The sequence below is a fragment of the Mucilaginibacter xinganensis genome (assembly GCF_002257585.1).
Lineage (GTDB): Bacteria > Bacteroidota > Bacteroidia > Sphingobacteriales > Sphingobacteriaceae > Mucilaginibacter > Mucilaginibacter xinganensis.
Genome location: NZ_CP022743.1, coordinates 1788072 through 1806784, shown reverse-complemented (window position 1 = coordinate 1806784; position 18713 = coordinate 1788072). Strand labels below are relative to the sequence as shown.

Below are 18713 nucleotides of genomic sequence, written 5' to 3'. Positions count from 1 at the left end.
CTTTTATGCTGATCCACAACCCGGCGCTAGTATCTGGACAGGCGCTAGAGTACTAGTGTGCTCCCACCTACTAAGTCGCCACTATGTATACAGTATTTCCACGCCAAAAGCATTCTACATAATTGATTGTCCTGCGTAGCAATTGCTTTCCCGATTTTAATCGGGACGGGCGTTTCCATGCAATTATGCGAGGTTGGGATTTCGTGGTTTATTTCCCGGCTGCCCTTCCAGGTGTTTAGGGTTACCCAAAAGTCTTTATGCGCCTTAGGCGCTACCGCTTGGTAGAAATATCAAATAAGCAGCTAACAGCTCCATTAGGTGCTGCCCTCCGCCAGCAAGATCACCGGGCATTAATGTATAAGGGTAGCCTCGATGAGGCAAAATATCACGCGTTTATTTTTCTACAAGGGGGTAGCCCGGACGGGGCAAGTCGTCATGATTGTTTTGCAGATGTGGGATCACGATAGCCTGAGGGAGGGATTTGTGCGGATTCTTTTTCGGGCGTCTTCCGTAATATGTGTTCCAGCAGTTCAGGTGTGAGCAGTTGATCAATTGTTGATATTTTCCGGTCGCTTGCGGGGTTAAACTTTTACATGGGGTGTTGTCTGTTTTGGTTCATTTATCATTATGTCATTAGTCATTGGTGTATCCGGAGATCCTTCCTCACCTGTACATCTATTTTGGTCATTGGTCATTGGGTCATTTGTCATTAAGTCACTGTTCATTAGGTCATTGGTTATCGGGTGATCTGCAGACTCATTTTGTTCATTGGCCATTGGTACAACGGCATCCGAAGGGCTCCGGTAGAGGAGCCGGTTTACCGTAGCCAGACCTATGCCCAATTGGTGGGCGATGTCGCGCTGGCTGTGGCCGGCGGCGGCGAGAGCAGCTATTTTATGGACCAGTTGCCGCCGTTCGGAATTACTGCGGGTAAGCAGGTGAAGGCGTTCAGGGCTGTGACCTTCGAAAGCGAAATGCAAAAATGCGCCGGGCTTTTGAATGCGGCACAGGCATACATTATCCGCGCCGTAGCGCTGGCGGGTATTACGCTGTTTCACCTGTTTCAGATAGCACAGATCGGTGTCGAGGGTGCTTTTACCGATTGCAAAGGCGCTGTCGGCAAAGTTGATGAGCAGCTTGCTGCCGTGCAGGTCGTCGGCGCTGAGGGGTTGTGTGGCGTTGCGTCTTTTTGGGGTATGCGCCAGTACAAGGATCGACAGGTTGTGTTCTGTTTTTAGCGCCTTGAGGCTTTTCATCAGCGCAAGGGCCACCGTCGAATTTTCTGTGCCGCCGCGCAGACAGGTAATGTTATCAATGATGAGCACGGTGGCTTTTGCCTGTTTTACCTTGTATTCAATGGCGGCAATCAGCAGGTCGTTTTCGTTGATATTGGATGGCGGATCGGGAATAAAATTATACTGGGCACGGAAAAAGTTCTCCGAAAATTGGTGATCGGCATCGCCGTTGCTGTACCGCAGTCCAAACTGCGACTTGCTCAGTTCGAAATCGATGTAGAGTACCCGGGCGGGTGGTGCCTGGCAGGCAAAAGGGGCGATGCCTTGTCCGCGTGCAATGCTTTCGCCAATCTGCACGGCCAGTACCGATTTGCCGATATTGGTATCGGCGAACAGCATGCACAGCTCGCCCTGGTGCCAGAGCTCGCCAAGCAGCATTTTGGCTTCGGGTTCGCGCCGGGCCAACTCCAGCCAGCGGTTGCCGTTTTCGATGGTAAACATGCGGCGGCAGTCGTGGGGGCTGGGTCGTGAGGCTTCGGGGCGGTTTCTTTTGGCCGGGCGGTACTGCAGGCCACGGGCTTCGGCGCGCAACTGTTCGATGACGGGCGGGCGTTCGGAAAGTGGGTTGGTTGGCATGGGGATAACGTTTACCACAAATTTAAGTGGTTGCATCCGTTAAAGTGCTGACACTGTTTTGTCAGCAGGTAGTTAATGTTGTCGAGGTTTTGCGCGGGGGATTGGCGCAAATGCATGGTGGGTTGACTCACCCCGACATTGCTTCGCTGCGCGGAAAGAGGGTGAGCTGCAATTTTTTAATTTAAAACATTAGTCAATTGTTGGAAAATGCACCCCTATGAAACCAATCAATTGATTACCAGTTAATTACTGACTTGTAAAAAGAAAACCAACTGATAATGAGCATGTTTCATAGCGTTCCACCCGTTCCGCGTACGAAAATGGAACGCCAGGCACGGGATGCCGGAGGAGGTACTTAGGCAGAGAGGAATAACAACTTACTACCAAATAGTAATTTGTTATTCCAAAATCGTCAATCAAATTAATACTTCACCGGCGAGCCGTCCCTGATTTCGTCAGACGCCTGTTTCACAACCTGGTCGCCTGGTTTCAGATTGCCGGAAACTTCAACCTGTCCGTTTGCCTCAATTCCCTTTTTCACATCAACCCATTGTGCCTTATGATCAACCAGCTTTATCACAAATACTTTTTCGGTTGAGGTTACTACTGCGGTTTTTGGAAGAATGATGGTACTATCGCGCGACGGAAGGGGAACATTAACGTCCGCGTACATGTGCGGCAATAGCTTTTTATCCTTATTGTAAACGTCCATTTCCAAACGCTCCGCACGTAGTTTTTCGTCAAGGGCACCTGCAAGGCGCTGAATTTTAGCTGTAAATTTTTGCGTTCCCAATGCCTGTACGGTAAAGGTTACTTCGTCCTTATTGGTTAGTCCGCCGGTATAACTTTCCGGAACCGAAACCACCAAACGCAGCCGGTTTTGATCCTGCAGTACAAACAGGGGATCAGTTCCCTTCCCTCCCGGACCTACATAGGCGCCTAAATTTACATTACGGGCGGTTACTACGCCATCAAAAGGCGCCCTGATCTCAAGGTAGGCAACGCTTGCACCTACTTCTTTATAAGCAGATTTCGCGGCTTCTACATTGGCAAAATCAGCATTCTTTTTGGCCTCAGCCTGTTCCAGGTCGTTTTGAGAAACGGTTCCCGGGGTTTTGCTGGTATTTACCAGCCGGTCATAAGTAGCCTTGCTGGCAAAATAAATAGCCTGCTGCTGCTGGATCCGCGATTGCGCACCCGCCAGCTGTGAGTTAATTTCCGGTGCTTCCAGGGTAGCCAGCAATTGCCCCTGGTGAACCTGCGAACCGATATCAACCATCAGCTTTTTAACGTAGCTGTTCACCTTTGCATATAAATCTACCTGTTGGTAAGGAAGCAGTTCGCCGGGAACGGCAATGGTTGAACTTAATTTACCTTTTACCACCGGTACGGGCACAACGGTTGGCGTTTCAACAGCGTCAACCTGTGCCACAGTTTGGGCCTGTTCTTCCTGCTGCTTTTTATCGGGCCCGCATGAGCTTAACAGTGCCGCGCTTATAAATAAGCCGGTTAAGGCTATCAGTGTATTTTTTTTATTGTTCATGGTGATGCAAGGGGACATAAAATTTACTTTCTTTATCTTCAGGGTCTAACGAAACAGAATCAGTGGATGTATTGCCCTGTACCCAGGCAAATACAAGTGGCAATATTAACAACGCGGCAAAGGTTGATGCAAACAACCCGCCTATAACAGCACGACCTAGCGGAGAAGTTTGATCCCCCCCTTCACCAAGGCCCGATGCCATTGGGATCATCCCTACAATCATGGCAAGGCTGGTCATTAATATAGGGCGTACACGCAGGGCAACCGCCTCGCGGGCCGATTTAAGGGCATCCCCATTGTGTTTTCTCAGTTCCTCGGCATTGGTTACCAGCAACACCGCGTTTGAAATGGATACGCCAACAGACATGATCATACCCATGTATGATTGCAGGTTGAGCGTTGCACCCGTCATTTTAACCAGCAGCAATGAGCCAAATAACACTGCCGGCACTGTTGACAATACTACCAATGAAACTTTAAACGACTGGAAATTAGCTGCCAGCATTAAAAATATCACTAAGATAGCTACTATCAAACCGGTTTGCAGGCTGTCTAAAGTATCGGTAAGCGTTAACCCCATACCGTGCAGCTCAACATTTAAACCACGTGGTAATTTACCTAATGCTTTTATTGCCTTATTAACGTCATCAGTCGCCGTGCCCAAATCCTTTTTGTTGATATTGGCAGTTACGGATAATGTGGGTACTGCGCCTATATCGTCGTTTTCGCCGTAAGTAAAGCCCTGTTTAATATCGGCGACGTCACCCAAAACGGGACGCGGCTGGTTTGCCAATACCGGAATCTGACGAATGTCATCAATGCTCGACATTTTATATTCAGGCACCTGTACCTGTACAAGATAGCTTAAGTTGGGCTTTTCGTCAATCCAGTTATTTTTTTCTGTAAAACGGGAAGATGAAGTTGAAGCAGTTAAGGTACGGGAGATATCATTGATGCTTAAGCCCAGTTCTGCAGCACGCACCCTGTTAATATTAATATCAATAGTTGGGTATTTGTACGATTGGGCAATCTGCACATCGCGCAGGTAGCTGATGCTATTTAGCTTCTGTACAACTTTGTTGGCATACTCCACATTTTGCAGTTTGTTTTTGCCGATCACCGCAACTTCAATAGGCGTAGGTGATCCCTGGCTCAGGATTTTATCTGTAAGCTCGATAGGCTCAAACGAGATCTGGATATCAGGCAATTCTTTTTTCATTGCCGCCCTGAACCGCTCTTTTAAGTCATCAAGGTTTTCCTTATAACTCTCAACCAAACTCACCTGCATCACCGATTCCTGCGGCCCGGCCATAAACATGTAAATTGGATTTGTAGAGAATGAGGATGGGTGCGTACCAACTACCGTTGACGTAATTTCAATATTTTGCTTGCCAACTAAGTTCTGCAAAACCTTTAAAGCTTTTATGGTGCTTGCTTCTGTGCGTTCAAGCCTTGTGCCATCTGCGCCGCGTAACCTAACCTGGAACGCGCCGGAGTTAACTTTTGGCAGCACATCACGCCCTATCACACTAAATAAAAGGAACGCGAGGCCGAAAGAGCCTATAACGTATAATACCACAATCAGCCTCCGGGCCGGAATCATCCTGTCTATCAAAGCCAGGTACCGGATCCTGAATTTGTCAAACCCGGTTAGTTTGTGACCGTTTTGTACCGTTTCATTTTTTATCAGTAGCTCTTTTTGCTGCCACGGTTCACCCTCATCGTCCATCGCAAACCCATCGGCATGGCTTTTATCCTCATGGTCGTTTTTCATTATCCAGTTAGCCATAATCGGCACAAAGGTTTGTGCAAGCAAATAAGATATGATCATGGAGAAGCCTATGGCGAGCGCTAATGGCAGGAATAATGCTCCGGGGATACCTGTCATGGTAAAGGCCGGTGCAAACACTGCAAGGATACAAAACAGGATCAATAATTTAGGGAAAGCAATTTCCTTACAGGCGTCCCATATTGCCAATGCTTTGGGCTTGCCCATATCAAAATGCTGGTGAATATTTTCGATGGTTACCGTGGACTCATCAACCAGGATACCGATCGCCAGCGAAAGACCGCTCAGCGTCATGATATTGATGGTTTGATGGAAAAGGTAAAGGAAACCAACTGCCGATATTACGCAGGTAGGGATAGTTAATATTACAATTAAGGCACCGCGTCTATCGCCCAAAAACAGCAATACCATTAAACCGGTAAGCACCGCACCAATAGCGCCTTCTTCGGCTAAGCTTTTTACAGCATTTATTACATATATAGATTGGTCAAAGACAAAGGATAGTTTAACATCCGGCGGTACCAGCGCCTGAAACCGGGGCAGTGCCTTTTTCAAACTTTGCACCACATCCCAGGTTGATGCGGTTGCTGATTTTGTAATAGGCAGATAAACAGAGCGTTTACCATTAATCAAGGCATAACCATTAGTAATATCGGCACCATCTTCAACCGTGGCAACATCCCGCAGAAATACGGTTTGGATTCCGTTTTTAAACAATGGAATGTTCCCAAATTCAGGAATCTTTTTAATGGTGGTATTTGCCGGGGTAAGGTAATTGAGATCGCCAATGCGAACGTTACCTGCCGGCGTATTTTGGTTATTATCTCGCAGGGCCTGTACAATCTGATCAGGGGTTAAGTTATGCGCCCGCAACAATCCCGGGTCAACCTTAATAACAACCGTACGCTGATTCCCACCGAAAGGGGCAGGCGCAACAAGGCCTGGCACAGATGTAAATGATGAACGTATATAAACCAACGCAAAATCCAGCAATTCGTTATTCGAACGCGTCGGGCTGCTCAGCACCAACTGCCCTACCGGTAAAGTGGAGGCATCAAAGCGCAATATGAATGGCGGCTGCGATCCCTGGGGGAATCCCGCCTGAGCCCGGTTGGTATAACTCGTGACTTCCGCTGCAGCCTGCGCCATGTTGGTACCCTCGTAAAAGGTTACCTTTATTAATGTTAAACCCTGGATATTTTTTGTTTCGATACTTTTAACACCCGATACGAATAACAACAAGTTAACGTACTGCTTGCCAAAATAAGCCTCCATTTGGTTTGGAGTAAAGCCACCATAAGGGTGTGACACATAAATTACCGGTAAATTCAAATCCGGAAAAATATCTATCTTAATACTTTTTACTGCATTTATACCAAAGAAAAACAATCCTGCTACTATAACCAGTATGGTAATTGGCTTTTGCAGCGCACCTTTGATCATTCCCATTATTTAATTTTTGTATTAAAAGTTATTTATAAAAACACCAAAGTCCCCTGTTGCCGCAGCTTTAAACAATATAGCCTGCCAAACATTGTTTTGGGCGATATCCATATCAACCTCAGCCCTGTTCAGCACATAAAGCGCCTGGGTAAAATCAACTATATTGGCAAGCCCATTTTTATAAAGGGCGTACTTTTGGTGGTAGGCGTCTGATGCAGCTTTAATTTCGAGGGGCACTTCGCTAAAATTCTTCAGCGCATTGCTAATGCGGGTTTCGGCGAGTGCCTGCTGTGCAATTAGCTGCTGGTTAACAAGGTCATACTCGTCCTTGTATTGGGCAGAGGTATATTTTTGCGATTTAACCTGGTAATGAACCCTAAACGGATTGGTAATATTCCAGATCATACCTACCCCTACAAGATAATTAAAACGTGTAGGATCGGCGCCTGCGCCATAGCTGCTGCTGTAATCATTTAAATTTGATCCGTAATCAGCTTTAAAGCCTGATCCCCTGCCCTGGTAAGTTCCAAAAAAGCTAAATGTCGGGTAGCTGAAGGTGCTGTAATACTTAGCCAGTTCATTGCTCACATTAATGCGGTTTTGATAAAACTGCAGCAAAGGATGATTTTCAGTGAGAACCGTTGTCTGCGGATCGGTATTGGCGGGCGCTTTGGTTACAAATGCGCTGTCGAGCTGAAACTCCTGCGAGGGTATGCCGAGATAAACGGCTAGCTGATTACTTTGATCCTGTACGGTCTGCCTGCTATTGGTGAGCGCGATGCGGGCATTTGAAACTTCGGCGTTGGCCTGTGATGAATCAACCCCGGCATTTAAGCCATTTTTAACGCGGGCAACCACTACCTTTTGCAGTTCCATAGCTCTTTGAAGGTTATCTTCCGCCGCTTTGCTCAGCTGCTGTGCCGCCAATAAATTCAAATAGGTGCTTGCCACCCTTACCTGGTGTTGAAATTGTTCCTGCACCAGGTCGGTTTCATCGCGTGATACCGCTGTGCGCTGAACTTTAACTTTTTCTTTGGCCCTGCCGAAAGAAAAGAAATCCCAGCTTACATTGGCCAGGTATAGCGAACCAAAGGCCGAGTTCCAGTTTTGTTTTGCCAGGGCCGGGCCTGATGATGCCACGCTAAAACCACGGTAACCATATAACGGGCCGTTTTGGCCGTTAACTGTACCATAATCCTGCTGTGCCGAAAGGTTAACATCAGGCAGCTGCTCTGTTTTGGTTTCTGTTAAGTATGCCTTTGAAGCATTTAACTGATTTGCTTTTGCTTTAATAGTACCATAATTGGCCAGCGCAAGTTGCTCTGCGTCTTTTATAGTAAGGAGTTTTTGGCCTTGCGCCTGCGAAACAATTAAAACACTCAAAAAACCGAAGATGATATGTTTTGAAGAGGTGTTTAACATATGTGTAATTTTTACACGACAAAAGTATAATTCACATCTATATGAAAAAAATGAATTAATTTTGTGAGAATCATTAGTTAATTTCATAATGAATATAGCATTGCATCATTTTCGCCTGATTGATACCATATCAAAAGACGGTACTTTAACAAAAGCAGCAAACACATTGCACCTTACACAATCAGCGCTGAGCCACCAGTTAAAGGAGCTTGAACGCGAGCTGGAGGTAGAAATATTTAACCGCCAGGGTAAAAGGCTTCATCTATCTGAACAAGGTTACAGATTTTTACGAAGTTCGGAAAAAATCCTGGCCGAGATCAAGTCGCTTGAGGAAGATATCAATAATTACAAGAATGGTAAAACCGGCAATTTGAGTATCAGCATGCAGTGCTATACTGCCTATCACTGGTTGCCGGGTATCATCAAATACTATAAAAAACAGTGGCCAGACATCAATATACAGATTCTGAGCGATGCTACACGCAGACCCCTGGAGTTTTTAATGAACGGTGATCTGGACATTGGTATCATCCGTACACAAATGGTAAATACCCGTATCCGGTATGAGCCTATTTTTGAAGATAAGCTTACAGCTGTACTTTCAAAAGACCATCCGCTGGCCAAAAAAGACGTTATAGAGATCTCGGATTTCCAGGACCAAGAGCTGATTCTCCCCCTTTACGATCCCTCTTACCAGGATACGCCCGTGATTGAATCGCTCATCCAATCGCAGCATGTAAAGCCAAAAACTTTGCACCGAATTCACTACACAGATGCAACCATTGAAATGGTAAACGCGGGCCTTGGCATTACCGTTATGGCCGACTGGATTGTTCAACCTTACCTGCAGGGTCGCAACATTGTTACAAAACCATTGCACCACAGCATAGCAAAAAGAGCATGGTACGCCGCCACCTGCAAGCAAACACCGGCCATTTTAAACTTTTTAGAATGCCTGAAGCTGTATTTTTCGGGAGCTGACATGAGCGTAGATGAAACTGAAAAGCAAAAGATAATTCATGAACACGCCACTCCAAAAAACGCTGTTACGCAAAAAATTTCCCCCGCCCCGCTATTTTATGCTCAGGAGGTTGTTAACGGCGCGCAGGACATAAGAAATTACCAATATTGAGTTAGCGGTTACAGGCTGGGGGTTAAAGGTTAGTGAACTCAGCCTAAGCTGTTTTTAAAAGTTTCAAATGAATTTGTCGAAGTTCCACCTTTTAATTTTATTCTTTTTTTTTTATTCCAACCTTTCAGCTCAACATCCGGTAAAACCCTTTCCACAGCACGTAAAGTATTTTACCGGCGTCATCAAACCCAATCAACTAACAGCGGCACAGGCAGACAATGCTGTTAAAAGCTTTTACACCCAATGGAAAAAAAGGTTCATAAAGCACAAAGCCGGTGCAGATGAAGATTTTGTTTGGTTTGAGAATAAGGATAAAAAGCAATGTGTATCTGAAGGACAGGGCTACGGGATGATCATAGTAGCGTTAATGGCAGGTCATGACCCGGCGGCACACGAAATATATGATAATTTATACCGTTACGTTAAGGCACACCCAACCGGCAAAAGCAGGCACCTGATGGCCTGGGCACAATACGCCAATGGTAAAAGCACTGATAATACCTCCGCTACAGACGGCGATATGGATATAGCCTATTCCCTATTACTGGCCGATAAGCAATGGGGCAGTGATGGCGAGGTCAATTATTTGGAGGCTGCCAAAGCGATGATAAATGCCATTATGCAATATGAGATCAATCATAAAACATGGACGATTTTGTTAAGTGATGGAGTTGAATCAGAGAGCAAGGATTATTTCACTACAAGATCATCCGATTTCATGCCTTCGCATTTTAAAGCTTTTAAACGGGTGACGAATGATAGCAGATGGGATAAGGTTATTGATGCAGGTTACAGACTTCTTTCGGGAATGCAAGCTAAATACAGCCCCGACGCAGGGCTTATTCCCGATTTTATAGTAAACCTCAACAAAAAGCCAAAGCCCGCGCCGGCAAATTTTCTGGAATCGCCGTATGATGGTTATTACAATTACAATGCCTGCCGCGACCCATGGCGTTTAGCTACAGATTATTTATTAACGGGCGACAAACGCTCTAAAAAAATGGTTGACAAAATAAACCGCTGGATCAGGAGTACAACCCATAATGATACCTATAATCTAGGCGCAGGCTATTCCCTTGACGGCGTTGATATGAAGCACCGCAATTTTGAAGCCTTGAGCTTTGTTGCTCCATTTGCCGTATCGGCTATGGTGGATGTTAAAAATCAAGCATGGTTAAATAAGGTTTGGAATTACCTTGTAGCATTTAAGCTGAAAGATTATGATTATTATGATAACAGCATTAAGCTGATGGATATGATCATTGTATCGGGCAATTATTGGGAGGCGAGGTAAGGTAAAAGCTGAAATAGTTGTTGATAAACTGCTCGTTCACACCCCTTAAACTTACTTGAGTTCGACATATGCAAACGATCACTTCACCCCAAAAACCTTCTCCAACCGCGTTGAGGCTAAGCACAAGTTTGTGTGGACACACCGGCAAAGCGTTCCATTTTTGCACATGGAACACCCGGAACGCTGTGAAACACGCTCATTATCAGTGCTTTTGATTTTTATAAAAATGCAAGTGTTTGATAATCAAGAAACTGTGTTACCAACCTTTATATCGAATACCTTAAGTGACAATTATTTAACTCCCAATCCTATTACCTGCTTCTCCAAATTCCATCCTTCAACCAATACCATTGGCGTAACGCTGCCTAATTTAGCTATCGGTGCGCTTACTGAAACCGTCATACTTTCATGTGGGGCCAGGGTAAAATAACTGGAAGTCCAGTAGCTTGGCATTACTTCTTCCCCATTTTTCATTAATTGCGGTCTTACAAAAAAGGCCAGCTTGCCTGTGTTGTTGGTAAACTGCATTGTCCATTTATTTTCAGCAACACCTTTTTCAGCTTTTAATACTTTTACATCAACCTTAGTCGCTGGCATATCGTTTAAAGCCGTCAAATCATTACCGGGAGCCATCCAGTACACGTTGTGCGATACTGTTCTACCAGCAGTATTGGTTAAATTCAATACCACAAAGCTCACACCTTTGGCGCCTGTTAATGCGTTTTTCAATTTGATTACCTCCTGCGTGCCTTCATCTGCCAACCCGATGTGGTCAATGGTAAATGCGTTTAGCCGTTTACTGTCAATATCATAAATTTCAGCCTTTGCTGTTAACATGCCTGTTGCGTGATGCATCCGGTTTATAATAGCTACCGTCGAATCGTTTTGATTAAACTGGATATGCAACGGTTCAACCGCATTTTGCAGGGCATAATAGCCGGCATTAGGCTCCAGGTACCAGTCATAAATTTGCCAAACAACGCTCGGGAGCGCAGCATTCAGTTTCCACAACATCACACCGCCGGTTTCTGTAAGCTTATGCCCGGCAGCTTCAAAAATACCCTGGTAACCAACTGCATTCATCAGTTGCATCTTATCCGAGAAGTTAACTATTGATGTTGGCTTGCCGTAGCGTTTCACCATTTCGCTGTTATAAAGGTCATAACGCGCAGCGCCCGTGGCAGCATCGTGGTATCCCCAGCTATCATTAAGCGGGAAAGGCAATTTGGTGTCCCAAACCAGGTTGGGGATGGTTTTAGCGAGGGTAGTATACGGCGGCTGCGATGGCAGGCCGGTTTCATCTTTAAAAACCCAGTCGCCGCCTGCATCTGCTTTTTTATAATACGCTTTCGGATCTTCCCATTGGTAGGGTCCGCCGCTGTAAACGCCGGATGGCTGATCATCCGGCCACGAACCTTTCCAGCCCGCAGGCAACTTGGCAAATCCCGAAGAACTGGGAATGTACGGCCTTGTACCGTCCAGGCTGATGATATCATCACGCATGGCATCATACAGTTCTTTACGCGCATGGCCTTCGTTACCGCCCGTCCACACCAATAAGCTCGGGTGGTTGCGAATGCGGTAAATGGTGCTTTTTACGTTTTTATTAAAAACATTCCCTTCCAGCGGCCAGTCAGGCGATCCTTTAAATTCTCCTTGTGTGTCGCCTGTGATCCAAAAATCCGACCATACCATTTCGCCATATTTATCGGCGGCGTTCCAGAATGCATCGGGAGGGGTAACCCCTCCGCCCCAAATCCTCACCAGGTTTACGTTGGCATTGCGGCACAGGTGCATTTCATAATCATAACGTACAGAATCACGGTTAACCATCATATCGGGCACCCAGGCACCGCCGTTAAGGTGCACCCGTTTACCATTTACATAAAACTCGCGGCGGGTAAATTTGCCCACCATGGTAGCTTTTGAACTTACCGTACGAATGCCGAACACAAATGTGGTATCATCGGCAATTCCACCCGCATCGGCATATTGCAGGCGAATTCGGTAAAGGTTTGCCCTACCATAACCGTTTGGCCACCATAAATGCGGCTGACGAATAACCAGCTGGCTTATTTTAGCCGGATCCAGGTTAACTAACGAAGCGCCGTTTGCAGCAACCGTTACATTTTGCGAAAACTGAACGGGCATGCCGGTAAAGTTCTCCGGCTTTATACTTACCAGCAGCTTCCCTGCATTGGCAGTCCCGCTGTGGTTTGACAACGTTAAATTTAAGAATAGTTTTGCAACGCTTGTATCGGGCAGGTTCGGCAGGTTTGTTACCAGTTTTGGCCTGCCTATGGTTACAGCGCCTGTAGTGCGTAAATAAACCGGCTGCCAGATGCCAATGTTACGGTCACGAACGGGCGGAATCCAATCCCAGCCTACCGAGCACAGCATGGTTACGTTTTTACCGATATCGCCGGTTGGTCCACCATTTTCATAAAATGGCCCTAAAGCTTTTAACTGTTCTTTTGCAGGATAGCCAGGGTAATCCAAAGGATAGATTTTTACTGCCAGCGCATTTTCACCGCCGGCGTTAATGGCTCCGGTTATATCGAGGTTATAGTCAGCAAACATCCCTACCATTTGGGTAGAGTCGGTAATTTGTTTACCGTTAACCCATACCGCTGCACGGTAGTTAATCCCTTTAAATATCAATTGAAAATGACGGCCTTTGTCACCGGCAGGCACTTTAAAAGAGGTGCGATACCAGTAAGGTTTTTTCCAGGGGTTAGGGTCGTTGGGTAAATGGCTGTACTGCTCCAGGTTATATTCCTTATTAAACTGATCTGATGCATCCGGGATAAGCATATTGTTCAACCCCTGGTACGGATCCGGATAAATATGATTAGCAACCAATCCTGTAAGGACGGTTGACGGCACTTTAACCGGCATCCAATAAACCGGCGATTTATATTTTGTTGTTGATATTTCTACCCCATCCGCAGTTACCAGCGCCGATGATTGCAGATCGAAATTTGTTAGTTTAACCTGTTTTATTGCCCCATTTTGGGCGAACAACGAAACAGGAAGAACAAAGAGTGAGATAAGGCCAAGAGCGGCCCTGGAGATCATTTTTTTCATCGGTACAATTAATTTAAAGCCTGCGGACAAAGCCTTCAACGCAGGTAAAATTCACAGCGGTAAAGCTAACGACTAAAGCCAAGGGTAATTTGTACTAATTTACCCTTTTATTATATTATTTTAAATTAACAGCGAATTTAACTAGGGAAATCACTTTTAAAATTTGCAACCGTCAAAATTTTTGGCTAAGCCTCTTTACAGTCTTCTTATCCTCCGTTGGCTGAAGCCAAACAGCAATAAATAGAAAATATTCAATTATAAATGCAACCTTAATTCATTGCCGTTCCACTTTAGTGAACGGAATTAATTAACAAATACAGGGGCTTTAGCCAAAAACAACCCACAAAGTTTAAAAGCGATTTCGCTAACATTCTAACGACTAATTCCGTTCAATCATTTTTAGTATCAGCCCCACTGCCGAGTAATATGTTACCGGCTTTCCTACAACTTTTCAATTGGAAGTATTCCTGATGTCCAGCATATTTTTCCATTCACACCCACCACTTTTCCGGAACAAAAAACAGACTGCCGCCGGCAAGTATTATATACCAAAACTATAATAAAATAATATTATTTATATAAAATAAACTTATGCCTTAAATTTTTTTAAATAACGAAAATATTACAATATAACACCGATGTTACAATTGGGCATTTAACCATTATTTTATACATAAAACAATCCTTTTTCTGCACTTTTTTTTCCGCTATCAAATTTGCGCGTAAACTTCCCGCGTTACGTTGTGCTAACGTTTTAAATAATTTTAAAGCAGGCAACTAAATGTATAAAGCAGAGGGTACAACTAATAGAATTTTGATTGTAAAAATCTATTAACCTACTTAAATCGTTTATTAAAGCTCCGGCACTCACAAAAGCGCCGCACTTTAATACGATAAATAAGCCAAAATACCGGCCAATATCTAAATAATACCAACATCAATATTAAAATGACTAAAAAACAAGCGTTCCGGTTACTTATATTTTTAATACCGCTGCCTGTGTTTTTGTCCCAGTGTTTTAGCTCGTCCAGCAAGCAGGACGAACCTCGCGGCGAATTGTACGCCGGTGCAGCAACCTGTGCCGGCTGCCACAAGAACGTTTATAACTCTTATTTACATACTGCACATTTTAAGGCATCGGGCCCGGCAACTGACAGTACCCTACAAGGCAATTTCAATAAAGGCGCCAATGAGTTAATTTTCAATCCGCATCTTAAGGTTGTAATGGAAAAACGCGACAGCGGCTTTTACCAAACCAGTTACTCAAATGGCAAAGTGGAACAATCACAACGTTTTGATATTGTGTTTGGTGCTGTTAAAGGGCAAAGTTATGCCTATTGGCTTGCAAACGAGCTGTTTCAGCTCCCGGTATCCTACGTTAAAAACTCCAACTCCTGGATCAACAGCCCGGGGTATGATCCCAAAAGGGTTGCGTTTGAACGGGCTATTGGGACGCGCTGCCTTGATTGCCATTTATCTTATGCAAAACCGGCCCCTGCCCAACTGCCCGGTTTTTATGATAACGAGGAAGGATTTGAAAAGCAGTCATTGGTTTTTAGTGTTGACTGTGAAAGATGTCACGGACCGGCGGCGCAACATGTGAAATTTCAAACAGATAACCCCGCCGAAAAGAAGGCAAAATACATCACTACATTTAGTTCATTAAGCCGTGAGCAAAAAATAAACATTTGCGCCATCTGCCATTCAGGATCGGCCAGCAGGCTGCTGAAACCAACTTTTAGTTTTAAACCCGGTGATACACTATCAAAATACCTGGAAGCACACAAAACAACTTCACAAACTGATTACACGCATATTGACGTACATGGCAATCAAAAGGCATTATTAGAAAGCAGTAAATGCTTTATAAGCAGCCAGCTTGATTGTTCAACATGCCACAATACACATGTAAACGACAGGGGGAAATTAACGCTTTTTGCCGCCAAGTGTATGACTTGCCACAACAGTGATTCACACATTCAGTGCAAGTTAACCGGGACACTGAACGCATCAATGCTGACCAATAATTGCATCTCGTGCCATATGCCTGCTTTTACATCAAAAACCATTATTGCCGGGCAGTCACCCACGCTAATCCACACCCATCATATTGGCGTATATCCCGAAGAAACACAGAAAATAATGGCTTATATAAAAACTACAATAAAAAAATAACGGGCAAGCAAAAAGCCGTAGCTGCATCTAAAACTGCGGCTACGGCTTTCCTTATTTTTACCGGACTATTTCTTAAAATTATTTTCCAATACCACGAAAGGTAAATTTTTTAACCAAAATGGTTTTAAGCCAGGTTGGAAGTTAAAGCCGGTTGAGTAATTGCTTAATATAATATCGGGCTTCCCATCACTGTTATAATCGCCAACATCCATATTAAACCAACGGCCATATTTGCTAACCGGTAAAGCATGTGGTTTGAAGCTAAAAGCCTTATCGTGTTCAAAATAAATACAACCTTCTGCCGGATTATCCTTCAGGTCGGCAAAAAATGCTGTGGTTGCAATATCAAGATCACCATCGCCATCAAAATCGGCGGTAACAAATTTTGTACAGCCGTTAATGGGATAAAACCATTCTTGCTTTAAGTTCCAGTTGCCTGTATTTTTATAAAGATATAACCCATGATAAGGCTTTAGTATCCGCGAGTCGTTGAAATTAAATCCGCAAGTGTAAATAACATCCAAATTTCCGTCGTGGTCAAGATCAGTTACCTCAAAATCCGTTGAGCCATAAACAGGTGGAAATTGCAAAAGATTTTTTTTAGTAAAACCGCCATGCTGATCATTCAAAAACAGGGTGAGTCCCTCGTCTCCCCTTCCGAATAACACCATCAAATCCTGCCAGCCGTCCTTGTTAAAGTCGCCCACTATTGCTTTTACCGCACCGGCTTTATCGCTGATGTTTGTTTGTACAAAGGTTCCGTCATTATTTTGTAGAAACATGTACACGCCACCTTTTAAATATCCTTGTCCGCAAATCACCCAGTCTGTCAGGCCGTCTTTATTAAAATCTCCTGACACCGTATGAACAGGGCGGGCTAATTCTGATGCAAATTTTACAGGGTTTAGCCCGGCATCATTTAGGTTAACATTCATTATCCTGCCGTTTGGAAAATCAACCAGCTGAAGTTCTCCTATGCAGGAGAATTTTGCAGTTACTGCACCTGTTTTTTCTTTGGTAAAACTAGCGTTCATTGCTGTGGAGGGTAGTTTTACCGAACGCAGCATCTTCAAACTGCTGTCCCATTCCTGTAAAATACTGGTAACCCCATCTGAGGTATAAATTTTATGGCTATACGGATCTATAGTTGCCATTGTGGTAAAAACTGCCTTTTCTGTTGGGGCGGGCGTTTTCAGCGCGAACCCGGCCCAATCATTGGCCGCGGTAACAGGCGGTTTTGCCGCAGACAGGCTGGCAGGCGCTATTTTTTTATAATAAGAAACGATGTTTTGCCATTCAATTAATGTTAAACCGGCGGTATCTTTTTTAAAATAACCATCAAGATATGGGGTAATACCCAAATACGGGCCCATGGCAGGCAAGGTATGGAAGGTCCATACGTCTTTCGTAAGTGCATTTGCCGGTACCAGCGCATGGCATTTGGTGCAATGAATTTGCACCAGGTTCTTGCCGTCGGTTAGCGTATCGCCTGTTAATACGTACCGTTCTGCTGTTTTATTTTTACAGCCGCTAAGCAAAATACTCCCGGCTAATGCAGTAACTATTAAAAATATAAAAGAAGAGATTATATAGGCTTTTTTAATGTTCATAGTAATTTAAACAATCAGTTTTAGTTGGTTAATTTTAATTTCTCCCAAATAAATTCAGCTATTTGTTTACCCTGGTTAGCGCCCATTAATGAGCTGTTAAGGTAATGGATGCCACCGTAATACCTGCTCATTGCAGTTTCTTCGGCGGCTAATTTAAACGATTTAAAATGCCGCTGCATTCCGATATAGCGCAAGTCGCTGGTGTCCTGAAACTCAAAGTTATCGCCAAAAAGATGGGTAAGCGTTCCCGCTGCCGCTGCGCTTATTGTTGAATGGCCCGCAGTATATTCAGGAAAAGGCGGCGTTTGCAGCAACGGGAGCCAGTTATGATCGAGCTTTTCATTGATATTTGTAACAGGCCTTGCATAGCTGTATTTGTACTTCACCTCCCAACAGCATATAAACGCGTCATACAACGCTATTGAAGTTAAAGCATAAGCCTGGGCTGTTTTAACACCGTTTGCGTTAGTCTTTTTACAGGCTATGGCAGTAATACCTATCCAGTGGCCGCCGGGGGTTATTTTTTTATCGGCAAACATTAAGTGCCCGTTGTGCTGGATCACAAAAGGGTTATCATCCCAGAATTTTGCAACTACAATCTGCTCTTTAGTTAAGCCTTTGGTGGTGTTATACACATCCGTGTATTGCTTTACATATACGCTGTTTTTATCTTCGCTGTAAGGCGGCGGTGGCGGCGGTGAAAACTGCCCGGAAGAATCAATAGCAAATGATTTCATTGTGCCCCAGCAAAACTCAACCCCGTCCATATAATCCGGGGGCGTTGGGCGCCATTTTGCAGGGCTGTTTTCGCCGAGATATTTAGGTTTACCCCGGGTTTGCGGATAATTATCAACCATAGCCCTTTTCAATACCAGCTTGCCTATTTTTTCACCAAAATCAACTGAACGTGCATAAGTAGAATCGTCCAGGTTGTCCTTGTACATCGCAAATACCTTGTTCTCGTATTTTTTAAGGGTATCAATAGAAAAGGTAATTTTATGAGCAACGGTAAAAAATGCTTTCGTTGCGGCTAAGGCAAAATTGTATTCTTTACCTTTTTGTGGTTCCGGTGGTTTGCCAAAGCCGTTTAACTGTGTAATGATGGAGTTATATTTAGGATCGGCATACCGCATGGCCTCGTACGACGCAAGGGCTGTGTATCCGTAAATACGGCTGGCTACAGGCGGCGTAAATACGTCATAAATAATTACCTGGGTAAGCTGGTCCTCATTATTATGCAGCACATCGGCGTCACTCAATAATTTAACCTTTTGCTTATTGCTGCAACTTGCAACAAATAATATCCCTGTTAAAACGGCTAATAATTTAAAGTATCTCATAAAAAAC

At 44.5% G+C, this 18713-nt stretch carries 10 protein-coding genes; 3 read left to right on the top strand and 7 right to left on the bottom strand.

All coding sequences use genetic code 11. The annotated features are described in order from the left end of the window. Positions 1 to 581: 581 nt before the first annotated feature. The 4 genes from MuYL_RS07835 to MuYL_RS07820 form a co-directional block, all read right to left on the bottom strand. Positions 582 to 1871: an AAA family ATPase gene (locus MuYL_RS07835; RefSeq protein WP_157740687.1), complete on the bottom strand. Its 1290-nt coding sequence runs from the start codon at positions 1869 to 1871 to the stop codon at positions 582 to 584. 421 nt (positions 1872 to 2292) lie between these two features. Further along, positions 2293 to 3414 carry an efflux RND transporter periplasmic adaptor subunit gene (locus MuYL_RS07830; RefSeq protein ID WP_094570007.1) on the bottom strand — a complete coding sequence of 374 codons (1122 nt, stop codon included), beginning with the start codon at positions 3412 to 3414 and terminating at the stop codon, positions 2293 to 2295. After that, positions 3404 to 6652: an efflux RND transporter permease subunit gene (locus tag MuYL_RS07825; RefSeq protein ID WP_094570006.1), complete on the bottom strand. Its 3249-nt coding sequence runs from the start codon at positions 6650 to 6652 to the stop codon at positions 3404 to 3406. Before MuYL_RS07825 ends, MuYL_RS07830 begins: the two co-directional genes overlap by 11 nt. Before the next feature lie 15 nt (positions 6653 to 6667). After that, complete coding sequence (locus tag MuYL_RS07820; protein WP_094570005.1) at positions 6668 to 8068, bottom strand: TolC family protein; 1401 nt, start codon at positions 8066 to 8068, stop codon at positions 6668 to 6670. 88 nt (positions 8069 to 8156) lie between these two features. Here MuYL_RS07820 and MuYL_RS07815 point away from each other — a divergent pair, with 88 nt between their 5' ends. Further along, on the top strand, positions 8157 to 9200 hold the full coding sequence (locus MuYL_RS07815) for a LysR family transcriptional regulator (protein WP_094570004.1): 1044 nt from the start codon (positions 8157 to 8159) through the stop codon (positions 9198 to 9200). Between the two features lie 67 nt (positions 9201 to 9267). Beyond that, positions 9268 to 10494, top strand: coding sequence for a glycosyl hydrolase family 8 (locus tag MuYL_RS07810; protein ID WP_094570003.1), 1227 nt, complete (start codon positions 9268 to 9270; stop codon positions 10492 to 10494). Between the two features lie 291 nt (positions 10495 to 10785). On the opposite strand, the gene MuYL_RS07805 is transcribed toward MuYL_RS07810, so the two are convergent. Beyond that, on the bottom strand, positions 10786 to 13581 hold the full coding sequence (locus MuYL_RS07805; RefSeq protein ID WP_094570002.1) for a glycoside hydrolase family 2 protein: 2796 nt from the start codon (positions 13579 to 13581) through the stop codon (positions 10786 to 10788). A gap of 948 nt (positions 13582 to 14529) precedes the next feature. On the opposite strand from MuYL_RS07805, the gene MuYL_RS07800 reads away from it, so the two are divergent. After that, entirely contained in the window at positions 14530 to 15756 is a 1227-nt protein-coding gene (locus MuYL_RS07800) for a cytochrome c3 family protein (RefSeq protein WP_094570001.1), read from the top strand. 65 nt (positions 15757 to 15821) lie between these two features. Here MuYL_RS07800 and MuYL_RS07795 read toward each other — a convergent pair whose 3' ends face one another. Continuing rightward, on the bottom strand, positions 15822 to 17366 hold the full coding sequence (locus MuYL_RS07795; RefSeq protein WP_094570000.1) for an FG-GAP repeat domain-containing protein: 1545 nt from the start codon (positions 17364 to 17366) through the stop codon (positions 15822 to 15824). Between the two features lie 20 nt (positions 17367 to 17386). Next, positions 17387 to 18706 carry a vanadium-dependent haloperoxidase gene (locus tag MuYL_RS07790; protein ID WP_094569999.1) on the bottom strand — a complete coding sequence of 440 codons (1320 nt, stop codon included), beginning with the start codon at positions 18704 to 18706 and terminating at the stop codon, positions 17387 to 17389. Positions 18707 to 18713: the final 7 nt, after the last annotated feature.

Excerpts from the sequence above, each read along its gene's own strand:
- MuYL_RS07835 (WP_157740687.1), bottom strand. The coding sequence starts at position 1,871 with ATGCCAACCAACCCACTTTCCGAACGCCCGCCCGTCATCGAACAGTTG.
- MuYL_RS07830 (WP_094570007.1), bottom strand. The coding sequence starts at position 3,414 with ATGAACAATAAAAAAAATACACTGATAGCCTTAACCGGCTTATTTATA.
- MuYL_RS07825 (WP_094570006.1), bottom strand. The coding sequence starts at position 6,652 with ATGGGAATGATCAAAGGTGCGCTGCAAAAGCCAATTACCATACTGGTT.
- MuYL_RS07820 (WP_094570005.1), bottom strand. The coding sequence starts at position 8,068 with ATGTTAAACACCTCTTCAAAACATATCATCTTCGGTTTTTTGAGTGTT.
- MuYL_RS07815 (WP_094570004.1), top strand. The coding sequence starts at position 8,157 with ATGAATATAGCATTGCATCATTTTCGCCTGATTGATACCATATCAAAA.
- MuYL_RS07810 (WP_094570003.1), top strand. The coding sequence starts at position 9,268 with ATGAATTTGTCGAAGTTCCACCTTTTAATTTTATTCTTTTTTTTTTAT.
- MuYL_RS07805 (WP_094570002.1), bottom strand. The coding sequence starts at position 13,581 with ATGAAAAAAATGATCTCCAGGGCCGCTCTTGGCCTTATCTCACTCTTT.
- MuYL_RS07800 (WP_094570001.1), top strand. The coding sequence starts at position 14,530 with ATGACTAAAAAACAAGCGTTCCGGTTACTTATATTTTTAATACCGCTG.
- MuYL_RS07795 (WP_094570000.1), bottom strand. The coding sequence starts at position 17,366 with ATGAACATTAAAAAAGCCTATATAATCTCTTCTTTTATATTTTTAATA.
- MuYL_RS07790 (WP_094569999.1), bottom strand. The coding sequence starts at position 18,706 with ATGAGATACTTTAAATTATTAGCCGTTTTAACAGGGATATTATTTGTT.